Annotated in this window: 22 protein-coding genes; 7 read left to right on the forward strand and 15 right to left on the reverse strand. The window is 69.0% G+C overall.

Features of this window, described 5'->3' with window-relative positions; genetic code table 11:
- Positions 1 to 72 precede the first annotated feature (72 nt).
- Positions 73 to 708, forward strand: coding sequence for a TetR/AcrR family transcriptional regulator (locus tag ACFSDF_RS07080; RefSeq protein WP_243843064.1), 636 nt, complete (start codon positions 73 to 75; stop codon positions 706 to 708).
- A gap of 165 nt (positions 709 to 873) precedes the next feature.
- On the forward strand, positions 874 to 1,491 hold the full coding sequence (locus ACFSDF_RS07085; RefSeq protein ID WP_167006986.1) for a transposase: 618 nt from the start codon (positions 874 to 876) through the stop codon (positions 1,489 to 1,491).
- Here the strand turns inward: ACFSDF_RS07085 and ACFSDF_RS07090 are convergent.
- Positions 1,455 to 2,141 (reverse strand): GntR family transcriptional regulator, encoded by a 687-nt coding sequence (locus ACFSDF_RS07090; protein ID WP_167006989.1) that lies wholly within the window; start codon positions 2,139 to 2,141, stop codon positions 1,455 to 1,457. The genes ACFSDF_RS07085 and ACFSDF_RS07090 overlap by 37 nt on opposite strands.
- 55 nt (positions 2,142 to 2,196) lie before the next feature.
- Complete coding sequence (locus tag ACFSDF_RS07095) at positions 2,197 to 2,550, reverse strand: ArsR/SmtB family transcription factor (protein ID WP_208322468.1); 354 nt, start codon at positions 2,548 to 2,550, stop codon at positions 2,197 to 2,199.
- A gap of 136 nt (positions 2,551 to 2,686) precedes the next feature.
- Between ACFSDF_RS07095 and ACFSDF_RS07100 the strand changes: the two genes are divergently transcribed.
- Entirely contained in the window at positions 2,687 to 3,250 is a 564-nt protein-coding gene (locus ACFSDF_RS07100) for a DUF2243 domain-containing protein (protein ID WP_167251172.1), read from the forward strand.
- 14 nt (positions 3,251 to 3,264) lie between these two features.
- Positions 3,265 to 4,134 (forward strand): cytochrome c oxidase assembly protein, encoded by an 870-nt coding sequence (locus ACFSDF_RS07105; protein WP_167007252.1) that lies wholly within the window; start codon positions 3,265 to 3,267, stop codon positions 4,132 to 4,134.
- Here the strand turns inward: ACFSDF_RS07105 and ACFSDF_RS07110 are convergent, their stop codons facing one another.
- The 7 genes from ACFSDF_RS07110 to ACFSDF_RS07140 all read right to left on the reverse strand — a co-directional run bounded on the left by ACFSDF_RS07110 (position 4,135) and on the right by ACFSDF_RS07140 (position 12,380).
- Complete coding sequence (locus tag ACFSDF_RS07110) at positions 4,135 to 6,336, reverse strand: 3-hydroxyacyl-CoA dehydrogenase NAD-binding domain-containing protein (protein WP_377156869.1); 2,202 nt, start codon at positions 6,334 to 6,336, stop codon at positions 4,135 to 4,137.
- Between the two features lie 38 nt (positions 6,337 to 6,374).
- Complete coding sequence (locus ACFSDF_RS07115; protein WP_167007000.1) at positions 6,375 to 7,586, reverse strand: acetyl-CoA C-acetyltransferase; 1,212 nt, start codon at positions 7,584 to 7,586, stop codon at positions 6,375 to 6,377.
- Positions 7,587 to 7,721: 135 nt separating this feature from the next.
- Positions 7,722 to 8,600, reverse strand: coding sequence for an alpha/beta fold hydrolase (locus ACFSDF_RS07120; RefSeq protein WP_377156872.1), 879 nt, complete (start codon positions 8,598 to 8,600; stop codon positions 7,722 to 7,724).
- 49 nt (positions 8,601 to 8,649) lie between these two features.
- On the reverse strand, positions 8,650 to 9,366 hold the full coding sequence (locus ACFSDF_RS07125; RefSeq protein ID WP_167007006.1) for a MerR family transcriptional regulator: 717 nt from the start codon (positions 9,364 to 9,366) through the stop codon (positions 8,650 to 8,652).
- A gap of 138 nt (positions 9,367 to 9,504) precedes the next feature.
- The gene (locus ACFSDF_RS07130; protein ID WP_167007009.1) at positions 9,505 to 9,924 is read right to left on the reverse strand and encodes a universal stress protein; all 420 of its coding nucleotides are present in this window, start codon (positions 9,922 to 9,924) and stop codon (positions 9,505 to 9,507) included.
- Between the two features lie 66 nt (positions 9,925 to 9,990).
- Positions 9,991 to 11,133, reverse strand: coding sequence for an acyl-CoA dehydrogenase family protein (locus tag ACFSDF_RS07135; RefSeq protein WP_167007012.1), 1,143 nt, complete (start codon positions 11,131 to 11,133; stop codon positions 9,991 to 9,993).
- Positions 11,134 to 11,186: 53 nt separating this feature from the next.
- A complete protein-coding gene (locus tag ACFSDF_RS07140; RefSeq protein WP_167007015.1) occupies positions 11,187 to 12,380 on the reverse strand; it encodes a CaiB/BaiF CoA transferase family protein in 1,194 nt (397 codons plus the stop codon).
- A 122-nt stretch (positions 12,381 to 12,502) separates the two neighbouring features.
- On the opposite strand from ACFSDF_RS07140, the gene ACFSDF_RS07145 reads away from it, so the two are divergent.
- Positions 12,503 to 13,285 (forward strand): alpha/beta fold hydrolase, encoded by a 783-nt coding sequence (locus tag ACFSDF_RS07145; RefSeq protein ID WP_167007017.1) that lies wholly within the window; start codon positions 12,503 to 12,505, stop codon positions 13,283 to 13,285.
- A gap of 75 nt (positions 13,286 to 13,360) precedes the next feature.
- Here the strand turns inward: ACFSDF_RS07145 and ACFSDF_RS07150 are convergent, their stop codons facing one another.
- From ACFSDF_RS07150 to ACFSDF_RS07170, 5 genes are read right to left on the reverse strand one after another with little or no spacing between them, the layout of a single operon-like run.
- Complete coding sequence (locus tag ACFSDF_RS07150; protein WP_167007020.1) at positions 13,361 to 14,590, reverse strand: MFS transporter; 1,230 nt, start codon at positions 14,588 to 14,590, stop codon at positions 13,361 to 13,363.
- Positions 14,591 to 14,608: 18 nt separating this feature from the next.
- A complete protein-coding gene (narI, locus tag ACFSDF_RS07155; protein ID WP_167007022.1) occupies positions 14,609 to 15,346 on the reverse strand; it encodes a respiratory nitrate reductase subunit gamma in 738 nt (245 codons plus the stop codon).
- Positions 15,343 to 16,014, reverse strand: a complete 672-nt coding sequence (narJ, locus tag ACFSDF_RS07160; RefSeq protein WP_167007025.1) for a nitrate reductase molybdenum cofactor assembly chaperone — start codon at positions 16,012 to 16,014, stop codon at positions 15,343 to 15,345. The genes narI and narJ overlap by 4 nt, the downstream gene beginning before the upstream one ends.
- On the reverse strand, positions 16,011 to 17,678 hold the full coding sequence (gene narH / locus ACFSDF_RS07165) for a nitrate reductase subunit beta (protein ID WP_167007028.1): 1,668 nt from the start codon (positions 17,676 to 17,678) through the stop codon (positions 16,011 to 16,013). The genes narJ and narH overlap by 4 nt, the downstream gene beginning before the upstream one ends.
- Positions 17,679 to 17,703: 25 nt before the next feature.
- A complete protein-coding gene (locus ACFSDF_RS07170) occupies positions 17,704 to 21,477 on the reverse strand; it encodes a nitrate reductase subunit alpha (RefSeq protein ID WP_167251162.1) in 3,774 nt (1,257 codons plus the stop codon).
- Positions 21,478 to 21,598: 121 nt separating this feature from the next.
- On the opposite strand from ACFSDF_RS07170, the gene ACFSDF_RS07175 reads away from it, so the two are divergent.
- Both ACFSDF_RS07175 and ACFSDF_RS07180 read left to right on the forward strand, forming a co-directional pair.
- A complete protein-coding gene (locus ACFSDF_RS07175) occupies positions 21,599 to 21,919 on the forward strand; it encodes a cupin domain-containing protein (RefSeq protein ID WP_167007035.1) in 321 nt (106 codons plus the stop codon).
- 82 nt (positions 21,920 to 22,001) lie between these two features.
- On the forward strand, positions 22,002 to 22,844 hold the full coding sequence (locus ACFSDF_RS07180; protein WP_167007037.1) for a FadR/GntR family transcriptional regulator: 843 nt from the start codon (positions 22,002 to 22,004) through the stop codon (positions 22,842 to 22,844).
- Here the strand turns inward: ACFSDF_RS07180 and ACFSDF_RS07185 are convergent, their stop codons facing one another.
- Positions 22,845 to 23,858, reverse strand: coding sequence for a nitrilase-related carbon-nitrogen hydrolase (locus ACFSDF_RS07185; RefSeq protein ID WP_377156878.1), 1,014 nt, complete (start codon positions 23,856 to 23,858; stop codon positions 22,845 to 22,847).
- Between the last annotated feature and the right edge of the window lie 126 nt (positions 23,859 to 23,984).

A 23,984-nucleotide genomic window follows, 5' to 3' on the forward strand; every position in this document is an offset into this window, starting at 1 on the left:
CACGAACGTTCGTACTAGAAACGCACGCTAACACAGACAGGAGAGGCGTCGGGTATCATTTACCGAACGTTCGTGCGCAAGGAGGTGGAGAAGGTGGGGCGACCGCGAAATGACCAAGCGCGGACTGCGATCCTGCGCAGGGCGGCAGACCTCGCCTCCCAAGACGGGTTGGACGGGCTGTCGATCGGCCGGCTCGCCACGGACCTCGGCGTGAGCAAGAGCGGACTGTTCGGCTACTTCGGCTCAAAGGAGGAACTGCAGCTCGCCACGATCCGCGCCGCGGCAGGCGTGTACCTCGAGGAGGTTATCCAGCCCGCATTGGCCGTGCCGCCGGGCGTGGGGCGGGTGCGCCGACTGTGCGAGAACTGGCTGAGCTATTCAGAACGACGGACATTCCCTGGCGGGTGCTTCTTCTTCGCCGTTGCTGCCGAGTACGACGCTCGATCTGGCCGGGTACGCGACACCGTGGCCGCTGCCAGTCTGGACTGGAGCAACCTGGTCACACGCACCATCCACGACGCCCGCCAGCTCGGCGAACTCCCTGACGACACGGACGCCGACCAACTCGCGTTCGAGCTGATCGCCTTTCTGGAGACTGCCAATGCCGCATCTCTCCTGCACAACGATCCGGAGCCTTACGCGCGAGCCAGGACTGCGGTGCGCAAATGTCTCGAGCCCGCTACCGCAGAGCCTGCGAACACAGACTGAGCTCCACCTCTCGCGCTGACTGTCCCGTACGCCGTTTACGCGATTGAATCGGTCCTCCCTCGTCATGCCGTTGACGATGCTGCGTGACCGCCGCGCCGGCGAGGCACACATGGCGCTGCGCGTGCTGACCGTCGCGCGCGACCACATCAACGTCGAGCGGGTCCGGTGCATCAACGCGCGACCGCGCTCGTGCGCAGCCACGACCTTGGCATCGACGCCCGCAAGTCCCTGACCTCGCAACAGATCGCCACGATCGCGGGCTGGCGACGCCGCGAGGAGCCCTTCGGTGTCGCGACCGCACGAGCTGAGGCCGTCCGTCTGGCCAAGCGAGTCGTGAGCCTCGACGAGGAACTGGCCGAGAACCGCGCCACCATCACGAACCTCGTAGCTGTCGAAGCACCCGAACTTCTCGAGCAGCACGGAGTCGGAGCGATCACCGCTGCGGTCGTGCTGACGGTCTGGTCCCACCCCGGCCGGATCCGCAGCGAGGCGGCCTTCGCGCAGATCGCGGGCGCCGCGCCGATCCCAGCGTCGTCAGGGAACACAGTCCGCCATCGCCTCAACCGCGGCGGCGATCGCCAACTCAACCGAGCGTTGAACACCATCGTTCTGACCCGGATGCGGACCGACCCCAACACGCGGGCCTACATCGAGCGGCGCTTGGCCGAGGGCAAGAGGACCAAGGAGATCAGGCGCTGCCTCAAGCGCTACGTCGGGCGGCAGATCTTCCGGACCCTGGCCGCCGCTCACCCGGTGCCGGAGGTCCTCGCGTCAGCGGCTTGACACGACATAGAAGCATCCTGGGTGGTCACGGCGTGCATAACGGCGCCGCGCGCGTGCGCCACGACGAGGGCGACCGCACCCTCGACGTCGGCCGCGACCAGCGCGTCGTACAGGGCCGCGTGCTCGGCGTGGATGGGCGCCGGATCGGTGTGCTGGCGCATGAGCCAGCGCCGCCGTTCACCAATCGTCACCAGCACCTCGCCCACGATGGTCCCGCGGCCGAGCTCCTCGAGAACCTCGTGGAAGCGTGCATTGGCAACGACGGCCGCAGGCACGTCGCCCGCGGCGATGGAAGCTGCTGCCTCGGCGAGCACTTCGCGAAGCGGCTCGAGATCCGACGGCCGTGCGTAGGTCGCGAGCCTGCGCACGAGCACCGCCTCGAGCGCCCCGCCGACCTGCGCCAGATCGGCGATCTGCGCGGCGTCGTAGCTGCGCACGGCGATGCCTCGGGTCAGGCGGTCCTCGGCGAAGCCCTCGAGCACGAGCGCGTGGAGCGCCTCACGGACCGGCACGCGCGAGACGCCGAGCTCGCTGGCGATGGTGCGTTCGACGAGGCGGAAGCCGGGAGCGTACGCGCCGCTGGTGATGCGCGAGCGGAGCTCGTCGCGGACCTCCTCACGCAGGGGGCGAGACTGGGTGAGATCAGACATGCCGCTGAGGGTATACCGGCCTGAGGGCACGGGCTCGCCGGTCGACGTGGTTGGTTCAGCGCGCGTGCGGGTCGTCGCCGACGAGGCGGTGGAGGAGGTCATGGATGACCGGGTCGGCGAGCGAGTAGTAGATGCTGCGCCCGTCGCGTTCGGTCGAGACGGCCTCGGCAGCGCGCAGGACCCGCAGCGCCTGAGAGACGGTGCCCTCGCGGATGCCGGTCTGGTCGGCGAGGTCGGAGACTCTGATCGGGCCGGCGAAGTGGATGCGCAGCAGCAGGCGCAGACGCGTCGGGTCCGACATCAGGTCGAAGACCTTCGCCCATGCCTCGATGCTCGTCGTGGAGGTCGCCGACGACGACCGCGGGTCGACGACGGACTCGTCCTCGGGAGCGGGGTCGTGATCTGACACGTCCCGCATCCTTCCACAACGACGCACGGAGCCCCGGGACCGTACGGTCCCGGGGCTCTGTGGAGTGGTCGCCGGGCATGGCCGCACCTCGCCCGGGTACCAGATCGGGTGCCGCCGACGGAGGAGAGAGTTCTCGATGACCACGTCCACCAGCTCGCGCGACGCGCGACAGATCCCGGCAGACCGTCCTCCGTCGCTCGTCCTGCCGGGGATGGTCCTCGGGGCCGGGCTCGGAGGGTTCGTCGACGGGATCCTCCTGCACCAGATCTTGCAGTGGCACCACATGCTCACGTCGACGGGCACCGCGAACATCGACCTCCCTCCGTACCCGGCCGACACGGTGCACGGACTGGAGATCAACACCCTCTGGGACGGCATCTTCCATGCCACCACCTGGCTGCTGGTCCTGACCGGCCTCGCCCTCCTCTACTCGCGGGTCCAGCACTCGCGGGGGCGCGTGTGGGCCTCGCGTGCGCTGTGGGGCTGGGTGCTCGTCGGGTTCGGCGTCTTCAACCTCGTCGAGGGGACCGTGAACCACCACCTCCTCGGGATCCACCACGTGCGGAGCGGACCCCACGAGCTCGAGTGGGACCTCGGATTCCTCGCCCTGGGCGCGATTCTGGTGCTCGTCGGGTGGCTGCTCCAGCGCGGCGCCACGTTCTCTGACACCGGCGCTCGAGGCGCGGCCGACCGGACATGATGCAGGTGAGCGGGATGCCGTGGACCGGGACGCTGGGGGCGAGCGTGCGTGCGCACGACCCCTCGGACGAGGAGGGGGCCGGTCGTCAGGTCCTCCAGGCGGTCACGACGTTCGGTCCGCTCGCGGTCGTGACGGTCCTCGCCCTCGCCTACGTCGTGGCTGCCGTCGCCGAGGGAGGCCGCCGCGGGTGGGCGAGCATGCGGACCGTCTCGTTCGTCGCAGGGTCGGCGGTCCTCCTGGTCGCCCTGTCCCCGGGGTTCGACCGCTATGCCGACGCGAGCTTCGCCGGCCATGCCGCCCAGCACCTTCTCATCGCCATGCTCGCCCCGCTGCTTCTCGTCCTCGCCGCTCCGGTCACCCTTCTCCTCAGGGCCCTGCCCCATCGCGGCGCTGTGCGGGTGGGGCGGATGCTCCGCTCCCGGCCGGTCGGTCTCCTCACCTGTCCCGTCGTCGCCCTCGCCCTTAGCAGCGGCGGGCTCGTCCTGCTCTACTTCACCCCGTTGTACGACCTGAGCACCCGCAACGGGCTCGTGCACGGTCTCGTGCACCTCCACATGGTGCTGGCGGGCCTGCTCTTCGCCTGGGTCATCGCGGGCCCCGACCCGGCACCGCGGCGGGCGTCCGTGCCCGTACGGCTCGTGGTTCTCGGGCTGGCGATCCTCGTCCACGCCTTGGTCGCGCAGCTGCTTTACGCCGGTCTTCTGGTGCAGGTCCGCGAGCCGGTCGCGGAGATGCGGGCGGCGGGCAACCTCATGTACTTCGGCGGCGACCTCATCGAGCTGCTGCTCGCCCTTGCTCTGCTCCTCACCTGGCGTACCAAGCACGGACGGGCGCACGAAGGCCCCGGGACCGTGCGGTCCCGGGGCCCTGTGGCGGTCAGCTGATCAGGCGAACTTCTCGCCCTTCGACGCCTTCTCGAGCAGCAGCGCCGGCGGGCTGAAGCGCTCGCCGTACGACGCAGCGAGCTCCTGCGCACGCTCGGTGAACGCCTCGACGCCGATCCGGCCGTCAGCAGCCTCGTACCCGTTGATGTACTGCAGCGCGCCGCCGTACAGCGGGGGGAAGCCGATGCCGAAGATCGAGCCGATGTTGGCGTCGGCGACCGTACGGAGCACGCCCTCCTCGAGGCAGCGGACCGTCTCGATGGCCATGATGAACGTGTAGCGCTCCTGCATGTCCTCCCACGGGATCTCGGCGCCGTCCTTGCGGAACTGCGACAGACCCGACCAGAGGTGCTTCTTGGCGTCGGCCGGGTACTCGTAGAACCCGGCGCCGGCGGCCTTGCCCTTGCGATCCTGCGAGACCAGCGCGTTGATGACGTCCATCGCGGGGCTGTCCGGGAACGCCTTGCCCTCGCCCTCGGCGGCAGCCTTGGCCTCCGCGTTGATCTTCTGCGGGAGGGTGAGCGTGACCTCGTCGATCATCGCCAGCGGCGGGGCCGGGAAGCCCTTGGTCGTCGCGGCGCGCTCGATCGCGACCGGGTCGAGGCCCTCGGCGAGCATCTCGGCGCCCTCCATCGTGAGGGTGCCGAAGACGCGGCTGGTGAAGAACCCGCGGCTGTCGTTGACGACGATCGGGGTCTTCTTGATCTGCTTGACGTAGTCGAGCGAGCGCGCGATGGCCTCGTCCGAAGTCTTCTCGCCCACGATGATCTCGACCAGCGGCATCTTGTCGACCGGCGAGAAGAAGTGGATCCCGATGAAGTCCTCGGGACGCTTCACGCCGTCGGCGAGGATCGTGATCGGCAGCGTCGACGTGTTGGAGCCGAGCAGCGCGTCCGACTTCACGACGGGCTCGAGATCGCCGAAGACCTGCTTCTTGAGGTCGACCGACTCGAAGACGGCCTCGATGACGAAGTCGCAGCCCTCGAGGTCGGCGTAGTCGGCGGTCGGGTGGATGCGCGCGAGGATCTCGTCACGCTTCTCCGCGGTCAGGCGGCCCTTCTCGACCTGCTTGTCGAGAAGATTGGTGCTGTAAGCCTTGCCCTTCTCGGCGGCCTCGATCGTGACGTCCTTGAGCACGACCTCGATGCCCGCGCGAGCGGACACGTATGCCACGCCGGCGCCCATCATGCCCGCGCCGAGGATGGCGAGCTTGGTGGCCTTCGTCTTGTCGATGCCCGCCGGACGTGAGCCGCCGGCGTTGATGGCGTTGAGGTCGAAGAAGAACGCCTGCGTCATGTTCTTGAACTGCTGGCCGGTGACCAGGTCCACGAAGTAGCGCGACTCGATCCGCGATGCGGTGTCGAAGTCGACCTGCGCACCCTCGACGGCGGCCGCCATGATGTTGCGCGGCGCCTTCATCGGCGCGCCCTTGGTCTGCTTTCGCAGGTTCGACGGGAACGCGGGGAGGAACTGCGCGAGCTTCGGCGAGGACGGCGTGCCGCCCGGCATCCGGTAGCCCTTCTTGTCCCACGCCTGCGTGAACGCGTCGGCGTCGTCCTTGTGCGCGAGGATCCACGCCTTGGCGGCGGGGATCAGCTCGTCCTGCGTCGCGACGAGCGCGTCGACCAGGCCGGTCTCCTTGGCACGGGCCGGCTTCATGCGCGGGCCCTGGAGGAGCACCTCCATGAGCGCCTTCTGGAGGCCGAACATGCGCACCGTACGAGTCACGCCGCCACCGGCGGGCAGCAGGCCGAGGGTGACCTCGGGCAAGCCGATCTCGTAGCGGCCGTCGACCGCGACGCGGTGGTGCGTGGCCAGCGCGATCTCGAGACCGCCACCGAGGGCGGCGCCGTTGATCGCGGCGACGACGGGCTTGCCGAGCGTCTCGAGCGTGCGCAGCGTCGCCTTCATCGACTCGACCTCGGTGAAGACGGCCTCGGCGTCGGCCGGGGTCATCTGCGTCATGAGCTTGAGGTCGCCGCCGGCGAAGAAGGTGCTCTTGGCGCTGGCGACGATGACGCCGACGACGTCGTCCTTCTCGGCGACGAGCCGCTCGACGGCCTTGGCCATCGAGGACTGGTATGCCGCGTTCATCGTGTTGGCGCTCTGGTTCGGGTCGTCGAGGACCAGGGTGACGATGCCGTCCTCGCCACGCTCGTAACGGACGGCCTCGGCCGCCGACGGCACAGTGTTGTCAGTCATGTGAATCTGCTCCGTGTGTGAGTCGGTGGGCGAGGGGGTCAGAGACGCTCGACGACAGTGGCGATGCCCATGCCGCCACCGACGCACAGGGTCGCGACGCCGTAGCGCTGGTCGCGACGCTCGAGCTCGTCGACGAGAGTGCCGATAATCATTGCGCCGGTCGCGCCGAGCGGGTGACCGAGAGCGATCGCGCCGCCGTTGACGTTGACGATGTCGTGCGGGACCGACATGTCCTTCATGAAGCGCAGGACAACCGCGGCGAACGCCTCGTTCATCTCGAACAGGTCGATGTCGCTCGCCTCGAGGCCGGCCTTGGCCAGCGCCTTGCGGGTCGCCGGCGCGGGGCCGGTGAGCATGATCGTCGGCTCGGAGCCGGAGACGGCGGTCGCCAGGATGCGCGCACGCGGGGTCAGGCCGTTGCGCTTGCCTGCCTCCTCGTTGCCGATGACGACGATCGCCGCGCCGTCCACGATGCCCGAGCTGTTGCCGGCGTGGTGGACGTGGTTGATCTTCTCGACCTCGTGGTACTTCTCGAGCGCGACGGCGTCGAACCCGCCGAAGTTGCCGATCGCCTCGAACGACGGCGCCAGGCTGGCCAGCGACTCGGCGGTCGTGCCGGGGCGGACGAACTCGTCGTGGTCGAGGATCGTGAGGCCGTTGATGTCCGTCACCGGGACGACGGACTTGGCGAAGTAGCCGTTGGCGATCGCCTTGGCGGCACGCGCCTGCGACTCGGCCGCGTACGTGTCGACGTCGGTACGAGTGAAGCCCTCGATCGTCGCGATGAGGTCGGCGCCGATGCCCTGCGGCACGAAGTCGGTGTCGAACGCGGTCTGCGGATCCATTGCCCAGGCGCCGCCGTCGGAGGCCATCGGCACGCGGCTCATGGACTCGACACCGCCGGCGAGGATCAGGTCTTCCCAGCCGGAGCGCACACGCTGCGCGGCCTGGTTGACGGCCTCGAGACCCGAGGCGCAGAAGCGGTTGAGCTGGACACCGGCGACGGTGTCGGGGAGGCCGGCAGCGAGCGCGGCGGTCTTCGCGATGTCGGCGCCCTGGTCACCGACGGGCGTGACACAGCCGAGGACGACGTCCTCGACCTGTCCGGCGTCCAGCGTCGGATTGCGCTTCTGGACCTCCTCGAGGAGGCCGGTCACGAGGCTGATGGGCTTCACCTCGTGCAGGGATCCGGTCTTCTTGCCGCGCCCGCGCGGGGTGCGGATCGCGTCGTAGATGAATGCCTCAGTCATGGCGGTCCTTCGTTCGTTGACGACCCGGCAAAGTAGGTGTCCAAAGAAAGTTACTTGCGAGTAACGAGTAAGTCAATGATACCCACACCACTATGACAGCACGACTGTCACGGTGCCAAGACGCCGGGAGGCCACTCAGGGACGGGCCGGACGGCTCCACTCGCCGATGAGGCTCTGGAGCGCCGTGATCAGCGCGACCGGCTGGTCGAGCATGATGTGGTGCCCCGCATCTGGGACCACCGTGACCGGAACATGCCCGCCCAGACGCTCGGCGACGGTCGACGTGATGTCCGTGGTCGCGAGCCCCCGCTCACCCCGGATCAGCGCGGTTGGGCACACGGTCTTCGCCAGGTCCTCGGGCTCCATCTGGGCGCCGAAGAACACGTTCGGATCGAACTTCCAGGTCCAGCCGCCCTCGACCTCGCGGACGGAGGCCGGCGCCAGGTGGTCGCGAACGTACGGCAGCGCCGGACCGTCTTCGGGGAGGGGCCGGAAGCGTGCAACGACGGCCTCGCGCGACGGATAGACCTTGTTGCCTGGGGCGTGCCTGCCGGACGCCCGCCAGGCACGTGCCTCGGGAGACATCTGCTGGACCGGTGAGTCGATCGCACAGACTCCCGCGAGACGCACGCCGTGCTCGCGCGCGGCGGTCAGCACGACGAAGCCACCCATGCTGTGCCCGATCACGCAGGGCTTCTCGCCCGAGCCCGCCGCCTCGGCGTCGGCGACCGCGAGCACCTCAGCGGCGTACGTCTCCAGGTCGTACGAGGCTCGCCTGTCGGACTCGCCGTGCCCCGACAGGTCGAGCGCGACCACGCGGTGGGCGGCGGTCAGGAACGGGGCGACGTGGTCCCACCAGCCGGCGTGCGCTGCACCGCCGTGCACGAGGACGACGACCGGCGCCCCGGCCCTCCCCCATGCCCGGTACGTGATCCGAGCTCCCTCGACCTTGACCTCACGCTCGTCGTACGGCGTCGCGACCGCCTCGGCGAACCAGCGGGGCACCCCGGACATGACGCCTCCTCAACGACGAACGACCCATGCAGATGGTTGCGCCGACACCCTACGTGCGGCGACGCACCGTCTCGCGCTTGGTCTCGTTGACCGCACTCTCGTACGCGGTGACCAACGCCTGCACGGTCAGCGGCTTGAAGCGCTCGACCATCGCGGTGATCGCCTCGGCGGACTCGCCGCTCGCGCGATAGTGCGGCAGAACCTTCTGGCGGAAGATGTCGGTCAGCTCCTGGGCGATGTCACGGGCGTGGGACTCGAAGAGACGCTCGGCCTCGACCGCCGCGTCGAGCGGGAGCCCGAGGTCGATCATCGCCACCCCGACCGACAGGTGCGCAGGTGAGACCCGGAAGACGTCCTCGTCCGGGGTGGGCTCGACGACGCGCAGCGCGACGAGCAGCTCGACGTCGTCGTCGCTGAGCGGGCGACCGGCGCGGGCCTCGAGGACCTCGCGCGCAACGGTCTCGGGGAGGTCCGACAACCACGGGGCGAGCATCGTCCGCTGGAGGGCGACGTCGGCGGGCGAGGCCGTCGCAGGGAGCCGCTCCAGGTAGCCCTCGATCGCCGAGAGCGTGAAGCCGTGCGCCTGGAGCTCGCGCACCAGTTCGAGGCGGGCCAGGTGGTCGGGCCCATAGAAACCGTTGCGGCCCTCTCGTACGGGCGGAGGGATGAGCCCACGGCCCGCGTAGAAGCGGATCGTACGGACAGTCATGCCGACCCGGTCGGCGAGCTGCTCGACCGTCATCCGCTCAGACGTTGACTGGGACATGTCCGCACCTTAGACCGCGCGACTCAGACCGGCGCCCACCGGAACTCGGCGTCCCCCAGCCCTCGCCGCTAGGTCATACGGATCGGGGGTTCCAGCCCTCGATCCGTATGACGTCCCGGCCGCGCTTCCCGCGATCCGTCAGGCAGCACCCATGGGCAGGATCACGACGGGGCACGGCGCGGTACGGGCGAGCACGTCGCTGACCGAGCCGAGCGCGTTGTGCCGGATCGAGGACGTGCCGTGGCTCCCGATGACGAGCATCTGCGCGCCGGCCGCCTCCGAGAGCAGCACGTCGACCGGCATGCCCTCGTGCACCCCGACGGTCACCTCGGCGTCGCCGTCGTGGAGCGCGGCCACCTCGGCCGTCTCGGCGGCGATCCGCTCACCGTCGGCGATCGTCTCGACCGAGGAGCGCGTGGAGTCGACGGTGACCACGACCCGTACGGCCGCGCCGCGCAGATCCGCCTCGGTCATCGCCCAGTGGAGCGCGCGCCGAGCGCCTGCGGAGCCGTCGCTGCCGACGAGGATCGTGCCGGTCTTCTGAGGAGATTCGCTCATGGCGCCATCCTGTCGGGTCCGCGAGCCGCAAGCGACCCCGAAAGCCACACCATCCGTACGGCCGCGTCAGATCCCCATCGTGCGGCCGATGATCTCCTTCATGATCTCGGTCGTGCCGCCGTAGATCGTCTGGATGCGCGTGTCCGCGTACGCCTTGGAGATCGGGTACTCCGACATGAACCCGTACCCGCCGAACAGCTGCAGGCACTTGTCGACCGTCTTCTTCTGCAGCTCAGTCGTCCACCACTTGCCCATCGCCGCGTCGGAGACCGAGAGCGTGCCAGCGTTGAGCTCCATGATCGAGCGGTCGACGAAGACCTGGGCGATCTGCGCCTCGGTCTCGAGCTCGGCGAGCACGAAGCGGCTGTTCTGGAAGGAGCCGATCGGACGTCCGAACGCCTTGCGCTCTTTGACGTACTCGAGCGTCATGTCGATCACCGCACGGCACGCGGCGGCGGCGGTGACCGAGAGCGTGAGGCGCTCCTGCGGCAGCTTCTCCATCAGATAGATGAAGCCTTTGCCCTCCTCGCCGAGCAGGTTCTCCTTGGGCACCTTGACGTTCGTGAAGAACAGCTCGGCGGTGTCCTGTGCTTTCAGGCCGAGCTTCTCGAGGTTGCGTCCGCGCTCGAAGCCCTCCATGCCGCGCTCGAGCACGATCAGCGACAAGCCCCGAGCGCCGGCGCTCGGGTCGGTCTTGACCGCGACGATCACGAGGTCGGCGAGGATGCCGTTGGAGATGAACGTCTTCTGGCCGTTGACCAGGTAGTGGTCGCCCTGGTCGATTGCCGTGGTCGCGATCGACTGCAGGTCGGAGCCGGTGCCGGGCTCGGTCATCGCGATGGCGGTGATCGTCTCGCCCGTGCAGAACTTCGGGAGCCAGCGCGCCTTCTGCTCGTCGGTCGCGTACGACAGGAGGTAGCCCGACACGAGATCGTTGTGCAGCGCGAAGCCGACGCCCGTCGCGCTCGCGTGCGCCAGCTCCTCCTCGACGATGGCGTTGTAGCGGAAGTCGGTGACACCGCCGCCCCCGTACTCCTCCGGCATCATGAAGCCGAGGAAACCCTGCTTGCCCGCGGCGAGCCACATGTCGCGCGAGACGATGCCGTCCTTCTCCCACTGGTCGTGGTGCGGGCGGATCTCCTTGTCGACGAACGTCCGGAACGCGTCACGGAACGCGTCGTGGTCAGCGGTGAAGATGTTGCGCTGCATGGTGCTCCTCGAAGTGCGGGGTCTCGACAGGGCTCGACCGGCGGGGATGACGTCTACTTGTCCTCGCGCTGGACGACGGCGCCGGAGGCGATGAGGGCGTCGACGTCGTCGATCCCCCAGGCCGCGAGCGCCTCACGCGTGTCGGCGCCGGACTTGGAGGGGGTACGGCCCAGCGTCGCGGGCGTGCGCGAGAAGCGGGGCGCGGGCGCCGCCTGGACGACGCCCTCGTGCTCGACGTAGGTCCCGCGGGCGACGAGGTGAGGGTGCTGCGGGGCGTCGCGCATCGGCACGACCGGAGCGACGCAGGCGTCCGTCCCGGCGAACAGCTCGGCCCACTCGGCCTGCGTCCGCTCGGCGAAGCGCGCCGCGAGTCGCTCGCGCAGCTGCGGCCAGGCCGCGAGGTCGTAGCGATCGGGCAGCGGTTGGCCAGGCACCGTGTCGAGCTCGAGCAGCTTGACCATCTCGTCGTAGAACTGCGGCTCCAGGGCGCCGACCGACATCCACAGCCCGTCGGCCGTCTCGTACACGTCGTAGAACGGGGAGCCGCTGTCGAGCAGGTTGGTGCCGCGGGCGTCGCTCCAGGCGCCGACCTGCTGGAGGTTCGTGATCATCGAGAGCAGGTGGGCGGTGCCGTCGACGATCGCGGCGTCGACGACCTGGCCGTGGCCCGAGTCGCGGGCCTCGACGAGGGCGGCGAGGACCCCGACGACGAGATAGAGCGAGCCGCCGGCGAAGTCGCCGACGAGGTTCATCGGGATCTGTGGCGGACCGCCCGCGCGGCCGATCGGGTCGAGCGCGCCCGCGACGGAGATGTAGTTGACGTCGTGCCCGGCGCTGGTGGCGAGCGGACCGTCCTGCCCCCAGCCGGTCATCCGTCCGTAGACGAGACGCGGGTTGCGGGCGAGGCACGCGTCGGGCCCGAAGCCGAGACGCTCCGCGACACCGGGGCGGAAGCCCTCGATCAGCACGTCAGCTCGCTCCACGAGGTCGAGCAGGACGGCGACGCCCTCGGGACGCTTGAGGTCGACCGCGACCGAGCGACGGCCCCGCGCGAGGACGTCCTTGTCCTGCGGAACGACGGCGAGGCCTCCCGGGGTCACCCGGTCGACGCGCAGCACGTCGGCGCCGAGGTCGGCGAGCAGCATCGCCGCGAACGGGCCGGGGCCGATGCCCGCGATCTCGACGACGCGAAGGCCGGCGAGCGGACCGCGGGCCGGGGTGTCCGGGAACGACGTGGTGTGGGTCACGCCCCGATTGTGACAGTAGCACTGTCAGGGTTGTCAACCCTTCTCCGAGCGCGGCGAGGTGGGCTACGATCCGGCGAGACATGACATGCTGCATGTCACATCAGGAGTGACGGGAGAGAGAGATGGGCGAGATCGTCTACAGCCGGAAGGGGACGGGCGATCCCCTCGTGCTCATCCACGGCATCGGCCACCGCAAAGAGGCGTGGAACCCCGTGTCCGACCGGCTCGCCGCGCACCACGACGTCATCGTCCTCGACCTCCCGGGCTTCGGCGCCTCAGGCCAGCTACCCCGGCACGGACGCGACCGCATGGACCACCTTGCCGACGCGCTCGAGACGTTCTTCGCCGAGCTCGGGATCGACCGACCGCACGTCGTCGGCAACTCGCTCGGCGGCGCGATCGCGCTGGAGCTGGCGGCGCGAGGCTCGGTCCGCAGCGCGACAGCCCTCTCCCCCGCGGGCTTCTGGACCGAGGGAGGGCGGCTGTGGGCGTTCGCGGTGCTCATGTCGATCCGCCTCTCGGCGTTCATGCCGTCCGCCGTGGCGCAGCAGATCGCGCGACGGCGCTGGGCGCGGGGTCTCGCGATGGCGAGCCTGCACACGCACGGGCGGCGCCTCGCCCCGGACGCGTTCCTCGCCGACCTTCGCGCGCTGCGAGAGTGCACCGCGTTCAACCGCGTGCTGAGGGCCGGCGCCCGCTACGCGTACCGCACGCACCCGACGGTGCCCGCGACGATCGCGTGGGGCACCAAGGACCGCATCCTCCTCCCGTCGCAGGCCACGCGTGCCCGCACGCTGCTGCCGAACGTCACCCACGTCCCGCTCCCCGGCGCGGGTCACGTGCCGATGATCGACGAGCCGGAGCTGGTGACGCGGGTGATCCTCGAGCAGGTCCGCAGCGCCTAGCCCTCGCGGGTCGCCTTTCGGCGGTGCGGAAGACGCTGGCCCACCGACGGCACGGGGCCGCGCCGCCTACGAGCGTCAGGTGGCCTTGCGGCGTCCGCCTGGGCGCTCGCGCAGCCCGAACAACGTGTAGAGGAACACCAGCGCGGCCGTGACGCAGAGCAGCAGGAGACCGGTCGTGTAGGTCCGGTCGTCCTCGTTGTACGTCGCGCCCATGACCAGCGGCGGGAAGAATCCGCCGAGCCCACCGGCTGCTCCGACGATGCCCGTCACCGAGCCCGTCTTGTCCGCCGGCGCCCGCAGCGCGACCCACGTGAACACTGAGCCCGCACCGAGGCCGAGGAACATCGCCATCAGGACGAACGAGATCCCTGCCGGCCACTCGGGCTCCGGTCGCAGCGCCAGCACGACCGCCATCACGGCTGTGCCCCCGAGCGAGACCAGAGTGATCAGGCGAGGTCCGAACTTGTCCGACAGCGTGCCGCCGATCGGGCGCGCAACCACGGCGGCGATCGCGAAGCCCGCCGTACGCTCACCGGCTGCCGTGAGGTCGTACCCGTAGGTCACCACGTCTCCGAGGTACGTCGGCAGGTAGGTCGAGAACGCGACGAAGCCGCCGAACGCGATCGCGTACAGAAGCGACATCTGCCAGGTCACGGGCTCCTTCAGCGCCGCGACCAGCTTCGGTGTCGCCGCCTGCGTCGACGGCGTCCAGCGCGGCGAGTCCCGCATCACGACCCAGCACAGCACCGCCGTGACCAGCAGCGCGGCCGCGATGATCACGTGCGTCACCATGTAGCCGAACCAGTCGACGAAGCGGGGCGTGAAGAACGACGACAGCGCGGTGCCGCCCATGCCCGCACCGAACAGGCCGGTCGCGAACCCCTGCCTCGGCTTCTCGTACCAGGCCTTCACCATCGGGATGCCGACCGCGAACGTCGTGCCGGCGATGCCGAGGAAGAAGCCGAAGATCACGAGCAGCAGGTACGAGTCGGCGTTGCCGGCCACCGCGACGAGCACGACGAAGGGTGCCGAGAGGACGAGCAGCACCGTGAACATCAACCGGCCACCGTATTTGTCCGTCAGCGTGCCGACGGCGATGCGGCCGAGCGCGCCGACGATCACCGGGACCGCGACCAGGAAGGACTTCTGCGTCGCACTGAGGTCCATCTGCGTCGCGTAGCGGGCCGCGAGCGGGCCGATGAGGTTCCACGCCCAGAAGCTGATCGCGAACGCCCACGTGGCGAGGATCAGGTTGCGAGTCTGGTCGGCCTTCGGAAGCGCCGGTAGTTCGGTAGCGGTGCTCATCGCAATCCTCTTCCGGGGTCAACGCTCACGGTCACGGGTCCCTACGGGTGCCCACCCAGGGCGCGGGGCACGCGAGCCCGACACGTTTTCGCGGCTGCGGTAGACGATGTAGGGACGGAAGAGATAGTGCAGTGGCGCGGTGAACGCGTGCACGAGTCGCGTGAACGGCCAGATCGCGAACAGCGCCAGGCCGACCAGCGCGTGCACCTGGAACGACGTGGACGCTGCCGCCATCGCGTCGACGTCGGGCTGGAGAGTGAACAGCGAGCGGAACCACGGCGACACGGTGTGCCGGTAGTCGGTGACGTTCTTGTCGAAGACGCTCACGACGGTGGTCGCGAGCCCGGCGACGATCGCGGCGAGCAGCACGACGTACATGGTCTTGTCGTTCTTGGTGGTCGCCATGAACACGGGCCCGGTCTTGCGGCGGCGGTAGATCAGCATCCCGACACCAACGAGCGTGGCGAAGCCCGCGATCGCGCCCATCGACAGCGCCATCACGTGGTACATGGTCTCGCTGACGCCGATCGCATCGGTCCAGGACTCCGGGATCAGTAGCCCCACGACGTGCCCGATCACCACGACCAGGATGCCGAAGTGGAACAGCGGGGACGCGACGCGCAGGAGCTTCGACTCGTACAGCTGCGACGAGCGGGTCGTCCAGCCGAACTGGTCGTACTGGTAGCGCCAGATCAGCCCACCCACGAAGACGACCAGGACCAGATAGGGAATGACGCCCCACAGCATCGTGCTCATGACGATTCTCCTGACAGGGGCAGCAGGCGCGGATCGTAGGCGTCGAGGCCGACCGTCTCCGTCGGTGGACCCGCCATCGCCATCGCCGCCGCGCGGTCGATCGGTCCTGCTCCTTCGTACGTGGCGCACACGCCGCGCAGCACGTGGAACCAGGGCGCGGGCGACTTCTTGTCGGAATCCTCGAGCGCAAGGCGGAGCAGCTCGACGCTCGGCCGGTACTTGTCCAGCAGCTCAGTGCCCCGTACGGGGTCGTGGGCTGCGAGCTCGAGCACCATCGGCAGGTAGTCCGGCAGCTCGCCGTGCGTGTCCGCGACGAGCCCCGAGTCGCGGTAGGTCTGCTTGAAGCCCGCGAGCACCTCACCACGTCGACGCGTGTCGCCGTCGGTGAAGTACGAGAGATAGAGCGGGTGCTTGCGGTCCAGGTCGAAGACCTCGACGTAGCGCCGCGCGAGGGCGTCGACCTCGGTGGCCTCAGCGACGTCCACGAAGGCGAGGAGGTCGAGAGGCGCGCTCGTTCCTCGTGCTCCTCGACCAGCGGTCGCTTCCTCGAGGGCGGCGCGGACCAGCGGGAGGCGCTCGTACATCTGGTCGGTCGGGTACGCGAGGAGGATTGCCGCGGCCCGATGGACGACCCGGGCGCCGCTCCTCTCGGTGGTCGAGGGCTTCATTGCCGCTCCTCTCCTGTCGGGAACAACCCCTCGGTGCTGCCAGCGCCGTCCCAGTTGAGCAGGTTCACCTGACCGCTGTGCTGAGGATCCGGGGCGGCCATCGTGTCGGCCTCCTGACGCTGCTTGAGCGCGTGGAACGTCTCGACCGCAACCGGGACGGACCGTCCGCTCGCCTCGCCGACCGGGCCCGACTCGTACATACCTGGTCCCTCGTCGAAGTCGAGCGAGCAGCCCAGCTCCTCGAGGTCGTGCGCCTGCTCAGTGTGCGCCGTCGGGATCACGTAGCGCTCTTCATACTTAGCGATCGCCATCAGGCGGTACATCGCGTACATCGCCTCCTCGGTCATCCCCACCGACGCCGGGATCGATGCGTCGGACTGCCTGCCGAGGTTGATGCCGCGCATGTACGAGCGCATCGCCGCAAGCTTGCGGAGCACGTCGGTGACGACTTCGGTGTCACCCGCGGTGAAGAGCTCGGCGAGGTACTCGACAGGGATGCGCAACGCCTCGATGGCTCCGAACAGCGTGCCCGCCTCCTCCGCGTCGTGACCCTGCTCAGCGAGCAGGTCGACGATCGGGGACAGCGGCGGGACGTACCAGACCATCGGCATCGTGCGGTACTCCGGATGCAGCGGCAGCGCGACGCGATACTTCTTGGCCAGCGCGTACACCGGCGAGCGCTGCGCGCCGGTGATCCAGTCTTCGGGGATCCCCTGCGCCCGCGCCTCCGCGATCACCCGCGGGTCCTCCGCGTCGAGCATCAGGTCGAGCTGCGCCTCGTACAGGTCCTGCTCGTTCTCGACCGACGCCGCCTCGGTGACACGGTCAGCGTCGTACAGGAACACGCCGATGTAGCGGAGCCGCCCGACGCACGTCTCGGCACACACCGTCGGGATGCCGACCTCCACGCGCGGGTAGCAGAACGTGCACTTCTCGGCCTTGCCGGACTTGTGGTTGAAGTAGATCTTCTTGTACGGGCACCCGGTGATGCACTGCCGCCAGCCGCGGCACTTGTCCTGGTCGACGAGCACGATGCCGTCCTCGGACCGCTTGTAGATCGCGCCGCTGGGGCACGACGCCATGCACGACGGGTTGAGGCAGTGCTCGCAGATCCGCGGCAGGTAGAACATGAACGTCCGCTCGAGGTCGAACCTGATCTTGTCCTCCGACTCGCGGCGGACCTTCTCGACGATCGGGTCCTGCAGCACGGACGAGGGACCGCCGCCGAGGTTGTCGTCCCAGTTCGCCGACCACGTGATCGCCATGTCGTCGCCGGTGATCAGCGACTTCGGGCGCGCGACCGGGAAGTCGTCCCCGAGGGGCGCGCGCGTCAGGTTCTCGTAGTCGTACGTCCACGGCTCGTAGTAGTCCGACAGCTCCGGCTGCACCGGGCTCGCGAAGATGCTCATCAGACGCCGGCCACGGCTGCCGGTGCGCAGCGAGATCCGGCCGCGCCGGTTGCGCACCCACCCGCCTCGCCAGCGGTCCTGGTCCTCGTACCGGCGTGGGTAACCCTGGCCGGGACGGGTCTCGACGTTGTTGAACCACACATACTCGACCCCGGCACGGTTGGTCCATGCCTGCTTGCACGTCACCGAGCAGGTGTGACACCCGATGCACTTGTCGAGGTTCATCACCATCGCGACCTGCGCCATGACCTTCATGTCTGCTCCTCCCGCGAAGCCTGCCTCAATAGCGCACCGGCGCGGTCCGCTTGCGCACCGTGCAGACGATGTCGCGCTGGTTGCCGGTCGGGCCGAGGTAGTTGAATGTGTACGACAGCTGGGCGTACCCGCCGATCATGTGCGTCGGCTTGACCAGCAACCGCGTCACGGAGTTGTGGATCCCGCCACGGCGCCCGGTCTTCTGCGACTTCGGGACGTCGATCGTGCGCTCCTGCGCGTGGTGGACGTAGACGACACCCGTCGGCATCCGGTGGCTCACGATCGCCCGCCCGACGAAGACGCCGTTGGCGTTGTCGCACTCCACCCAATCGTTGTCGGCAACGCTGATCGCCTCTGCGTCGTCGACGCTCATCCACACCGTCGGACCGCCACGCGACAGCGAGAGCATGAGCAGGTTGTCCTGGTACTCCGAGTGGATCGACCACTTGCTGTGCGGGGTCAGATAACGCACAGCGATCTGGAGCGCGCCGTCGCTGGTCCTCCCGGGGTCCTCGCCCAGCCGTGCGTCACCGTACATGAGGTGCATGTCCAGCGGCGGCCGGTACGTCGGGAGCTGCTCGCCGTAGTCGCGGATCCAGTCGTGGTCGAGGAAGAAGTGCATCCGGCCGGTGAGGGTGTGGAACGGCTTGAGGCGCTCGATGTTGATCGTGAATGGCGCGTACCGTCTCCCCCCGGTCTCCGAACCGGACCACTCCGGCGACGTGATGACCTGCTGCGGCGAGTCCTGCGTCATGGCGAAGGTGATCTTCTTGTCGTGCGCGCCCTCCGCCAGGTCGGCGAGCCGCTGCCCCGTGCGGCGCTCGAGGTCACGGAAGCCCTGGACTGCCAGTGCCCCGTTCGTGGTGCCCGAGAACAACAGGATCGCCTCCGCGAGCCGCGCGTCGGTGTCGATCGCCGGACGCCCCGCGCCCGCGCCCGAAGACATCACGCCGTACTTGGCCCCCAACCTGGCCACGGCGTCGTTCATGTCGTACGTGACGTTCTTGACGGTGAACCCGAGCTGCTCCGCCTTCGGCCCGACGGTGACGAGCTTGTCGGCGATCGCGGTGTAGTCGCGCTCGACGAGCGTCACGGCAGGCATCGTCTTGCCTGCAACCGGGTCCACCTCACCCGCGCGCCAGTCCAGGTCGCGTCCGCCTGGCTGCGCGATCTGACCCGGGGTGTCGTGCTGCAGCGGGACGGTGACGAGGTCCTTGCGGGTGCCGAGGTGGGTCTTGGCCAGCTCGGACAGCTTGCGCGCCAGCGCGACGAACGTGTCGTAGTCGCTGCGCGCCTCCCACGGCGGGTTGATCGCCGGCGTGAACGCATGGACGTACGGGTGCATGTCGGTTGAGCTCAGGTCGTACTTCTCGTACCACGTGGCGGCTGGGAAGACGATGTCCGACAGCAGCGTCGTCGACGTCATGCGGAAGTCGGCGGACACCAGCAGGTCGAGCTTGCCCTGCGGCGCTTCGGGTCGCATACGGATCGTCTTCGGCGGCTCGGCGGCATCGGGTGCGTCGACGTTGGACTGCGTGCCGAGAAGGTACTGGAGGAAGTACTCGTTGCCCTTCGCTGAGCTGCCGAACAGGTTCGAGCGCCACAGCACCAGCGTGCGCGGCCAGTTCTCCGGGGCGTCGACGTCGTCGATGGCGGCGTTGAGGCTGCCGTCCTGGAGCCTGTCGGCGATCCACGCGCCCGCGTCGGTCGCACTCCCGTCCGCGGTCGCAGCACTCGCCTCGTCGGCGAGGTCGAGCGGGTTGCGGTCGAACTGCGGGTAGAACGGCATCCAGCCGAGCCGCGCCGACTTCGCGATCACGTCCGCCGTGTGGAGCCCTGCGAGGTGCCCTTCGGCGAGCGGCGAAGTGAGCACGTCCTGGTGCGAGCCGTCGGAGCGCCACTGGTCCGTGTGCATGTACCAGTACGAGGTTCCCGTCATCGTGCGCGGTGGCCGCGACCAGTCGAGCGCGTTCGCGAGCGAGATCCAGCCGGTGATAGGGCGGGTCTTCTCCTGGCCGACGTAGTGTGCCCATCCGCCGCCGTTGCGCCCCATCGCGCCGGTCGCCATGAGCAGCGTGAGGATCGCCCGGTACGTCGCGTCACCGTGGAACCACTGGCAGACGCCGGCGCCGAGGATGATCATCGACCGTCCGCCGGACTCCTCGGAGTTGCGCGCGAGCTCGCGCGCGATCCGGATGCACTGCGCGGCCGGGACGGAGGTGATCTCCTCCTGCCACGCCGGCGTGTACGGCGAGGACACGTCGTCGTACCCGCTGGGCCACTCGCCGGGGAGGCCGTCACGCCCCACGGCGTACTGGGCGAGCATCAGGTCGAGGACGGTCGTGACCATGTGCCCGCCGACCTCGCGCACGGGGATTCCGCGACGGACCACGCTGCCCGAGCCGTCTGGCGAGTCGAACGCCGCCATCAACACCTCGCCCGGCTGAGCGTCGGGACCGATCACCGACAGCACGGGATCGACCTCCCCGAGGTCGAGGTTCCACTTTCCTTCGCCTGTCTCGCCGTACCGGAAGCCCATCGACCCGTTGGGGACGACCGACTCGTTCGTGCGGGAGTCGAGGACGACCGTCTTCCAGGCCGCGTTCTCGGACGCCTCCCCGGTGGTTGAGCCTGTCGAAACCAGGTCCGCCTCCGTCAGGAACTTCTCCGGCACCCACGCGCCGTCGTCGCTCTGCTTCAGCCGGACGAGGAACGGCAGGTCCGTGTACTGCTTCACGTAGTCGGTGAAGAAGGGCACCTGGCGCTCGAGGTAGAACTCCTTGAAGATCACGTGGCCCATCGCCATCGCGAGCGCGGCGTCCGTACCGGCCTGCGCGGGCATCCACTCGTCGGCGAACTTCGTGTTGTCGGAGTAGTCCGGCGACACCGAGACGACCTTGGTGCCGCGGTAGCGCGCCTCCGCCATCCAGTGGGCGTCGGGCGTACGGGTGACCGGGACGTTGGAGCCCCACATCATCAGGTACGAGGCGTCCCACCAGTCGCCGGACTCCGGGACGTCGGTCTGGTCGCCGAAGACCTGCGGGCTCGCGACCGGGAGGTCGGCGTACCAGTCGTAGAACGAGGTCATCACACCGCCGATGAGCTGGATGAACCGCGTGCCGATGCAGTGCGACACTATCGACATCGCCGGGATCGGCGAGAATCCCGCGCAGCGGTCCGGGCCGTACGTCTTGATGGTGTTGACGTGCGCGGCGGCCGCAATCTCGATCGCCTCGTCCCACGAGATCCGGACGAGACCGCCCTTGCCGCGCGCAGACTGGTAGCGGCGGCGCTTCTCCGGGTCGGCGGCGATCTCGGCGAACGCGAGCACCGGGTCGCCGAGGCGCTTCTTGGCCTCGCGGTACATCTCGATCAGCACACCGCGCCCGTACGGGTAGCGGACGCGAGTCGGCGAGTACGTGTACCAGGAGAACGCGGCACCGCGCGGGCAGCCGCGCGGCTCATACTCCGGCCGGTCGGGACCCGTGCTCGGGTAGTCGGTCTGCTGCGCCTCCCACGTGATGATGCCGTCCTTGACGTACACCTTCCACGAGCACGACCCCGTGCAGTTCACGCCATGTGTCGACCGGACGACCTTGTCGTGGCTCCACCGATCCCGATAAAACACGTCGCCGCGGCGGCCGCCTTCTCGATAGACCGCCCGCCGGTCGGGACTCTCGTCCCAGCGGGTAAAGAAGTCACCGAGCGCAAGCAGCGCCTCGGATGCGGGGCCGTCGGTGCCTGACGACGCTCCACGGCGTCGCGATCGTGCGCGTCCCTCATGGGTCGTCTCGGTCATTTCAGACCTCCTCGCGCCCAACCTAGAACCGCGACAGGCGGCTCGCACCCGGAAGCCGCAGCGGTCGACACGCGCTACGCTCGCGGGACCGTTAAGTCCTCGCCGGAGAGGGAGAAGCGCGATGCGCGACGTCGCCGCACTGACCGAGGAGTACCTCGAGGCGGCCAGGGCCGCACCGCACGGACGCGGCGCCGAGCTCGTCCTCCAGGACGGCCCGCTGCGTCAGAGCGTGCTCGGCCTCGCCGAGGGCGCCGTGCTTGCCGAGCACGACGCGCCGCCGGCAGGGAGCGTGCTCGTGCTCAGGGGCGCCATCGAGATCGTGAGCCGGTCTGGGACGATCGCGCTCGAGACCGGGATGCTGGCAGAGATCCCGCGCGAGAGACACTCCGTACGGGCGTTGGTGGACTCCGCGTTCCTGCTGACCGCGGTCACTGACATCTGAGGGTGTCCGGTGGAACCCACGCGACCGGGTCGCTCCTTCTGCTGACGTAGGATCTTCCGGACTGTGATCGAAGGGTGTACCGATGGCCGAAATGCCGAGCGAGGTGGCGAGCTCGCCCACCCCGGCTCATGGCGCTCGGAGGCACCAGCGGACACCGCCTCAGGTTCCGCCCGCACGCCGCGTTCCGGCCGAGCCGGCCGACCTCGCGAGCATGCATGGACGGGTCGTCGACCACCTCGGCGTCCGGATCGCCTCGGGTGAGCTGAACGGGACCATCGACCCCGACCAGATTGGTGACGAGCTCGGTGTCTCCCGTTCGCTGGTACGCGAGTGCCTGCGCACCCTGGCTGCGAAAGGCATGGTTCGAGCGCGCCAGCGTACTGGCACCACCGTCACCGATCCCAGCAGCTGGGCGCTACTGGACGAGCAGGTCATCCGGTGGCGGGCCTCCGGGCCGTGGCGCTTCACCCAGCTGGAGGAGTCGCTCCAGCTCCGGGAGAGGCTGGAACCCCTCGCGGCCAGCCTCATCGCCGCACGCCGGCCCGACCACATCCTGGCCGAGCTGTCGGATGCCACGGCCCGGATCGCTCACGCGACGGCTGCCCGCGACCCGCAACTGATGATCGAGGCGGACACGGTCTTCCACAAGCTGCTCTACGTCGGCTCCGGGAACGACATGCTCGCGCGCCTGGCCGGCACCGTCCAGGCCTGCCTGCGCGTCCCCGACTTCCAGCACTACCGACATTTCACCACCGACACCGCCAACCGGCACCGGAGCCTGCTCGACCTGATCCGGGCGGGTGACCGCGACGGCGCCGAACGCGTGTGCGGAGAGCTGATGGACCAGACCAGCCAGCTCTTCCTCGGTGCCCAGGACACGATCCTGGGCACCGAGGGTGTCAGCCCCGACGAGCGGGCCGGGTGATCAGCTCCACCTGCTCCGACCGGAGACGTAGTCTGCCGTGTCGCCCAGCGTCGCCGGGCGCTCGTCGGCGAACATGTTCGGCGGGAACCTGCTGACGTAGCCGTCGAACACGTCGCGGTAGAGGTCCCAGTGGATGTCCGGCGGCAGGTGACGGCTCCGGAAGCTCGCGATCGGGATGCGGGCCTGCAGCAGCGTCTCGTGCTTGCCCTCCGCCCGGACGATCGCGCGACCGTCCGGTCCGAAGATCGCGGACCCTCCCGCGCCGGTGTCCTCGAAGTACGGCCCCTTGCGCAGGAGGAGGGCGTTGTTGGCGATCGCGACATAGACGCGGTTGTGCAGCGCCGTCGAGGCCACGTCGACCTCGGTGAAGCTGCCGCTCGCCGTGCGAAGGATCACCTCCGCCCCCTTGATCGCCAACGCGCGCATCAGCTCCGGCTCCAGCTGCGTGGAGGAGAGGCTGATGTTCCCCAGCGACGTACGAGCGACCGGCAGGACCGCGTCGGCCCCGTAGCGCGCCACGTACTCGTCGAGGACGTCGTAGATCGTGGTGGTGAACAGCTCGAAGCCCGGGAACAGCCCGCGGACGTTGCGTGCCTTCCAGTGGCTCGCGATCAGCTCGCCGTCCGGTCCGATCAGGTTGGTCAGGCTCAGGACGTGCCCGGGCCAGTCGGGATCGGACACGTACGCACCGAACGCGATGTGGGCGCCGTACTGCCGCGCCTTCTGCGCGATCGCCGCCACCTCCGGACCGTCCAGGCCGATGCAGCGCTCGAGGGCCTCCTCACGGGTCCAGGTGTCCCACCCGCTGATCGGGAACTCGTGGAAGAGCAGCAGGTCGGGCCCGGCACCGTAGTGATAGGCGTTGTCGATCAGATGGAGCATGTGCGCCAGGTTGTCGTCCATCTCCGCACGGTCACGCGCGGGATGGATCCTGGACTGCACGACACCGAGCGTCCAGTCGTCCTTCGCCAGCGGAGCAGTGGGATAGCGGCCGGGAGACGTGTCCTCACCCATGGTGACCTCAGGCCTTCTTGTACTCGCGGATGACCGTGCGGCGCACCAGACGGTCCTCCTCCATCCAGTGCCACGTACGCACCTTCTGCTGACCATCACGACTCAGCTGGATCAGCTCGTACAGAT

Source organism: Mumia zhuanghuii, assembly GCF_042681565.1.
Lineage (GTDB): Bacteria > Actinomycetota > Actinomycetes > Propionibacteriales > Nocardioidaceae > Mumia.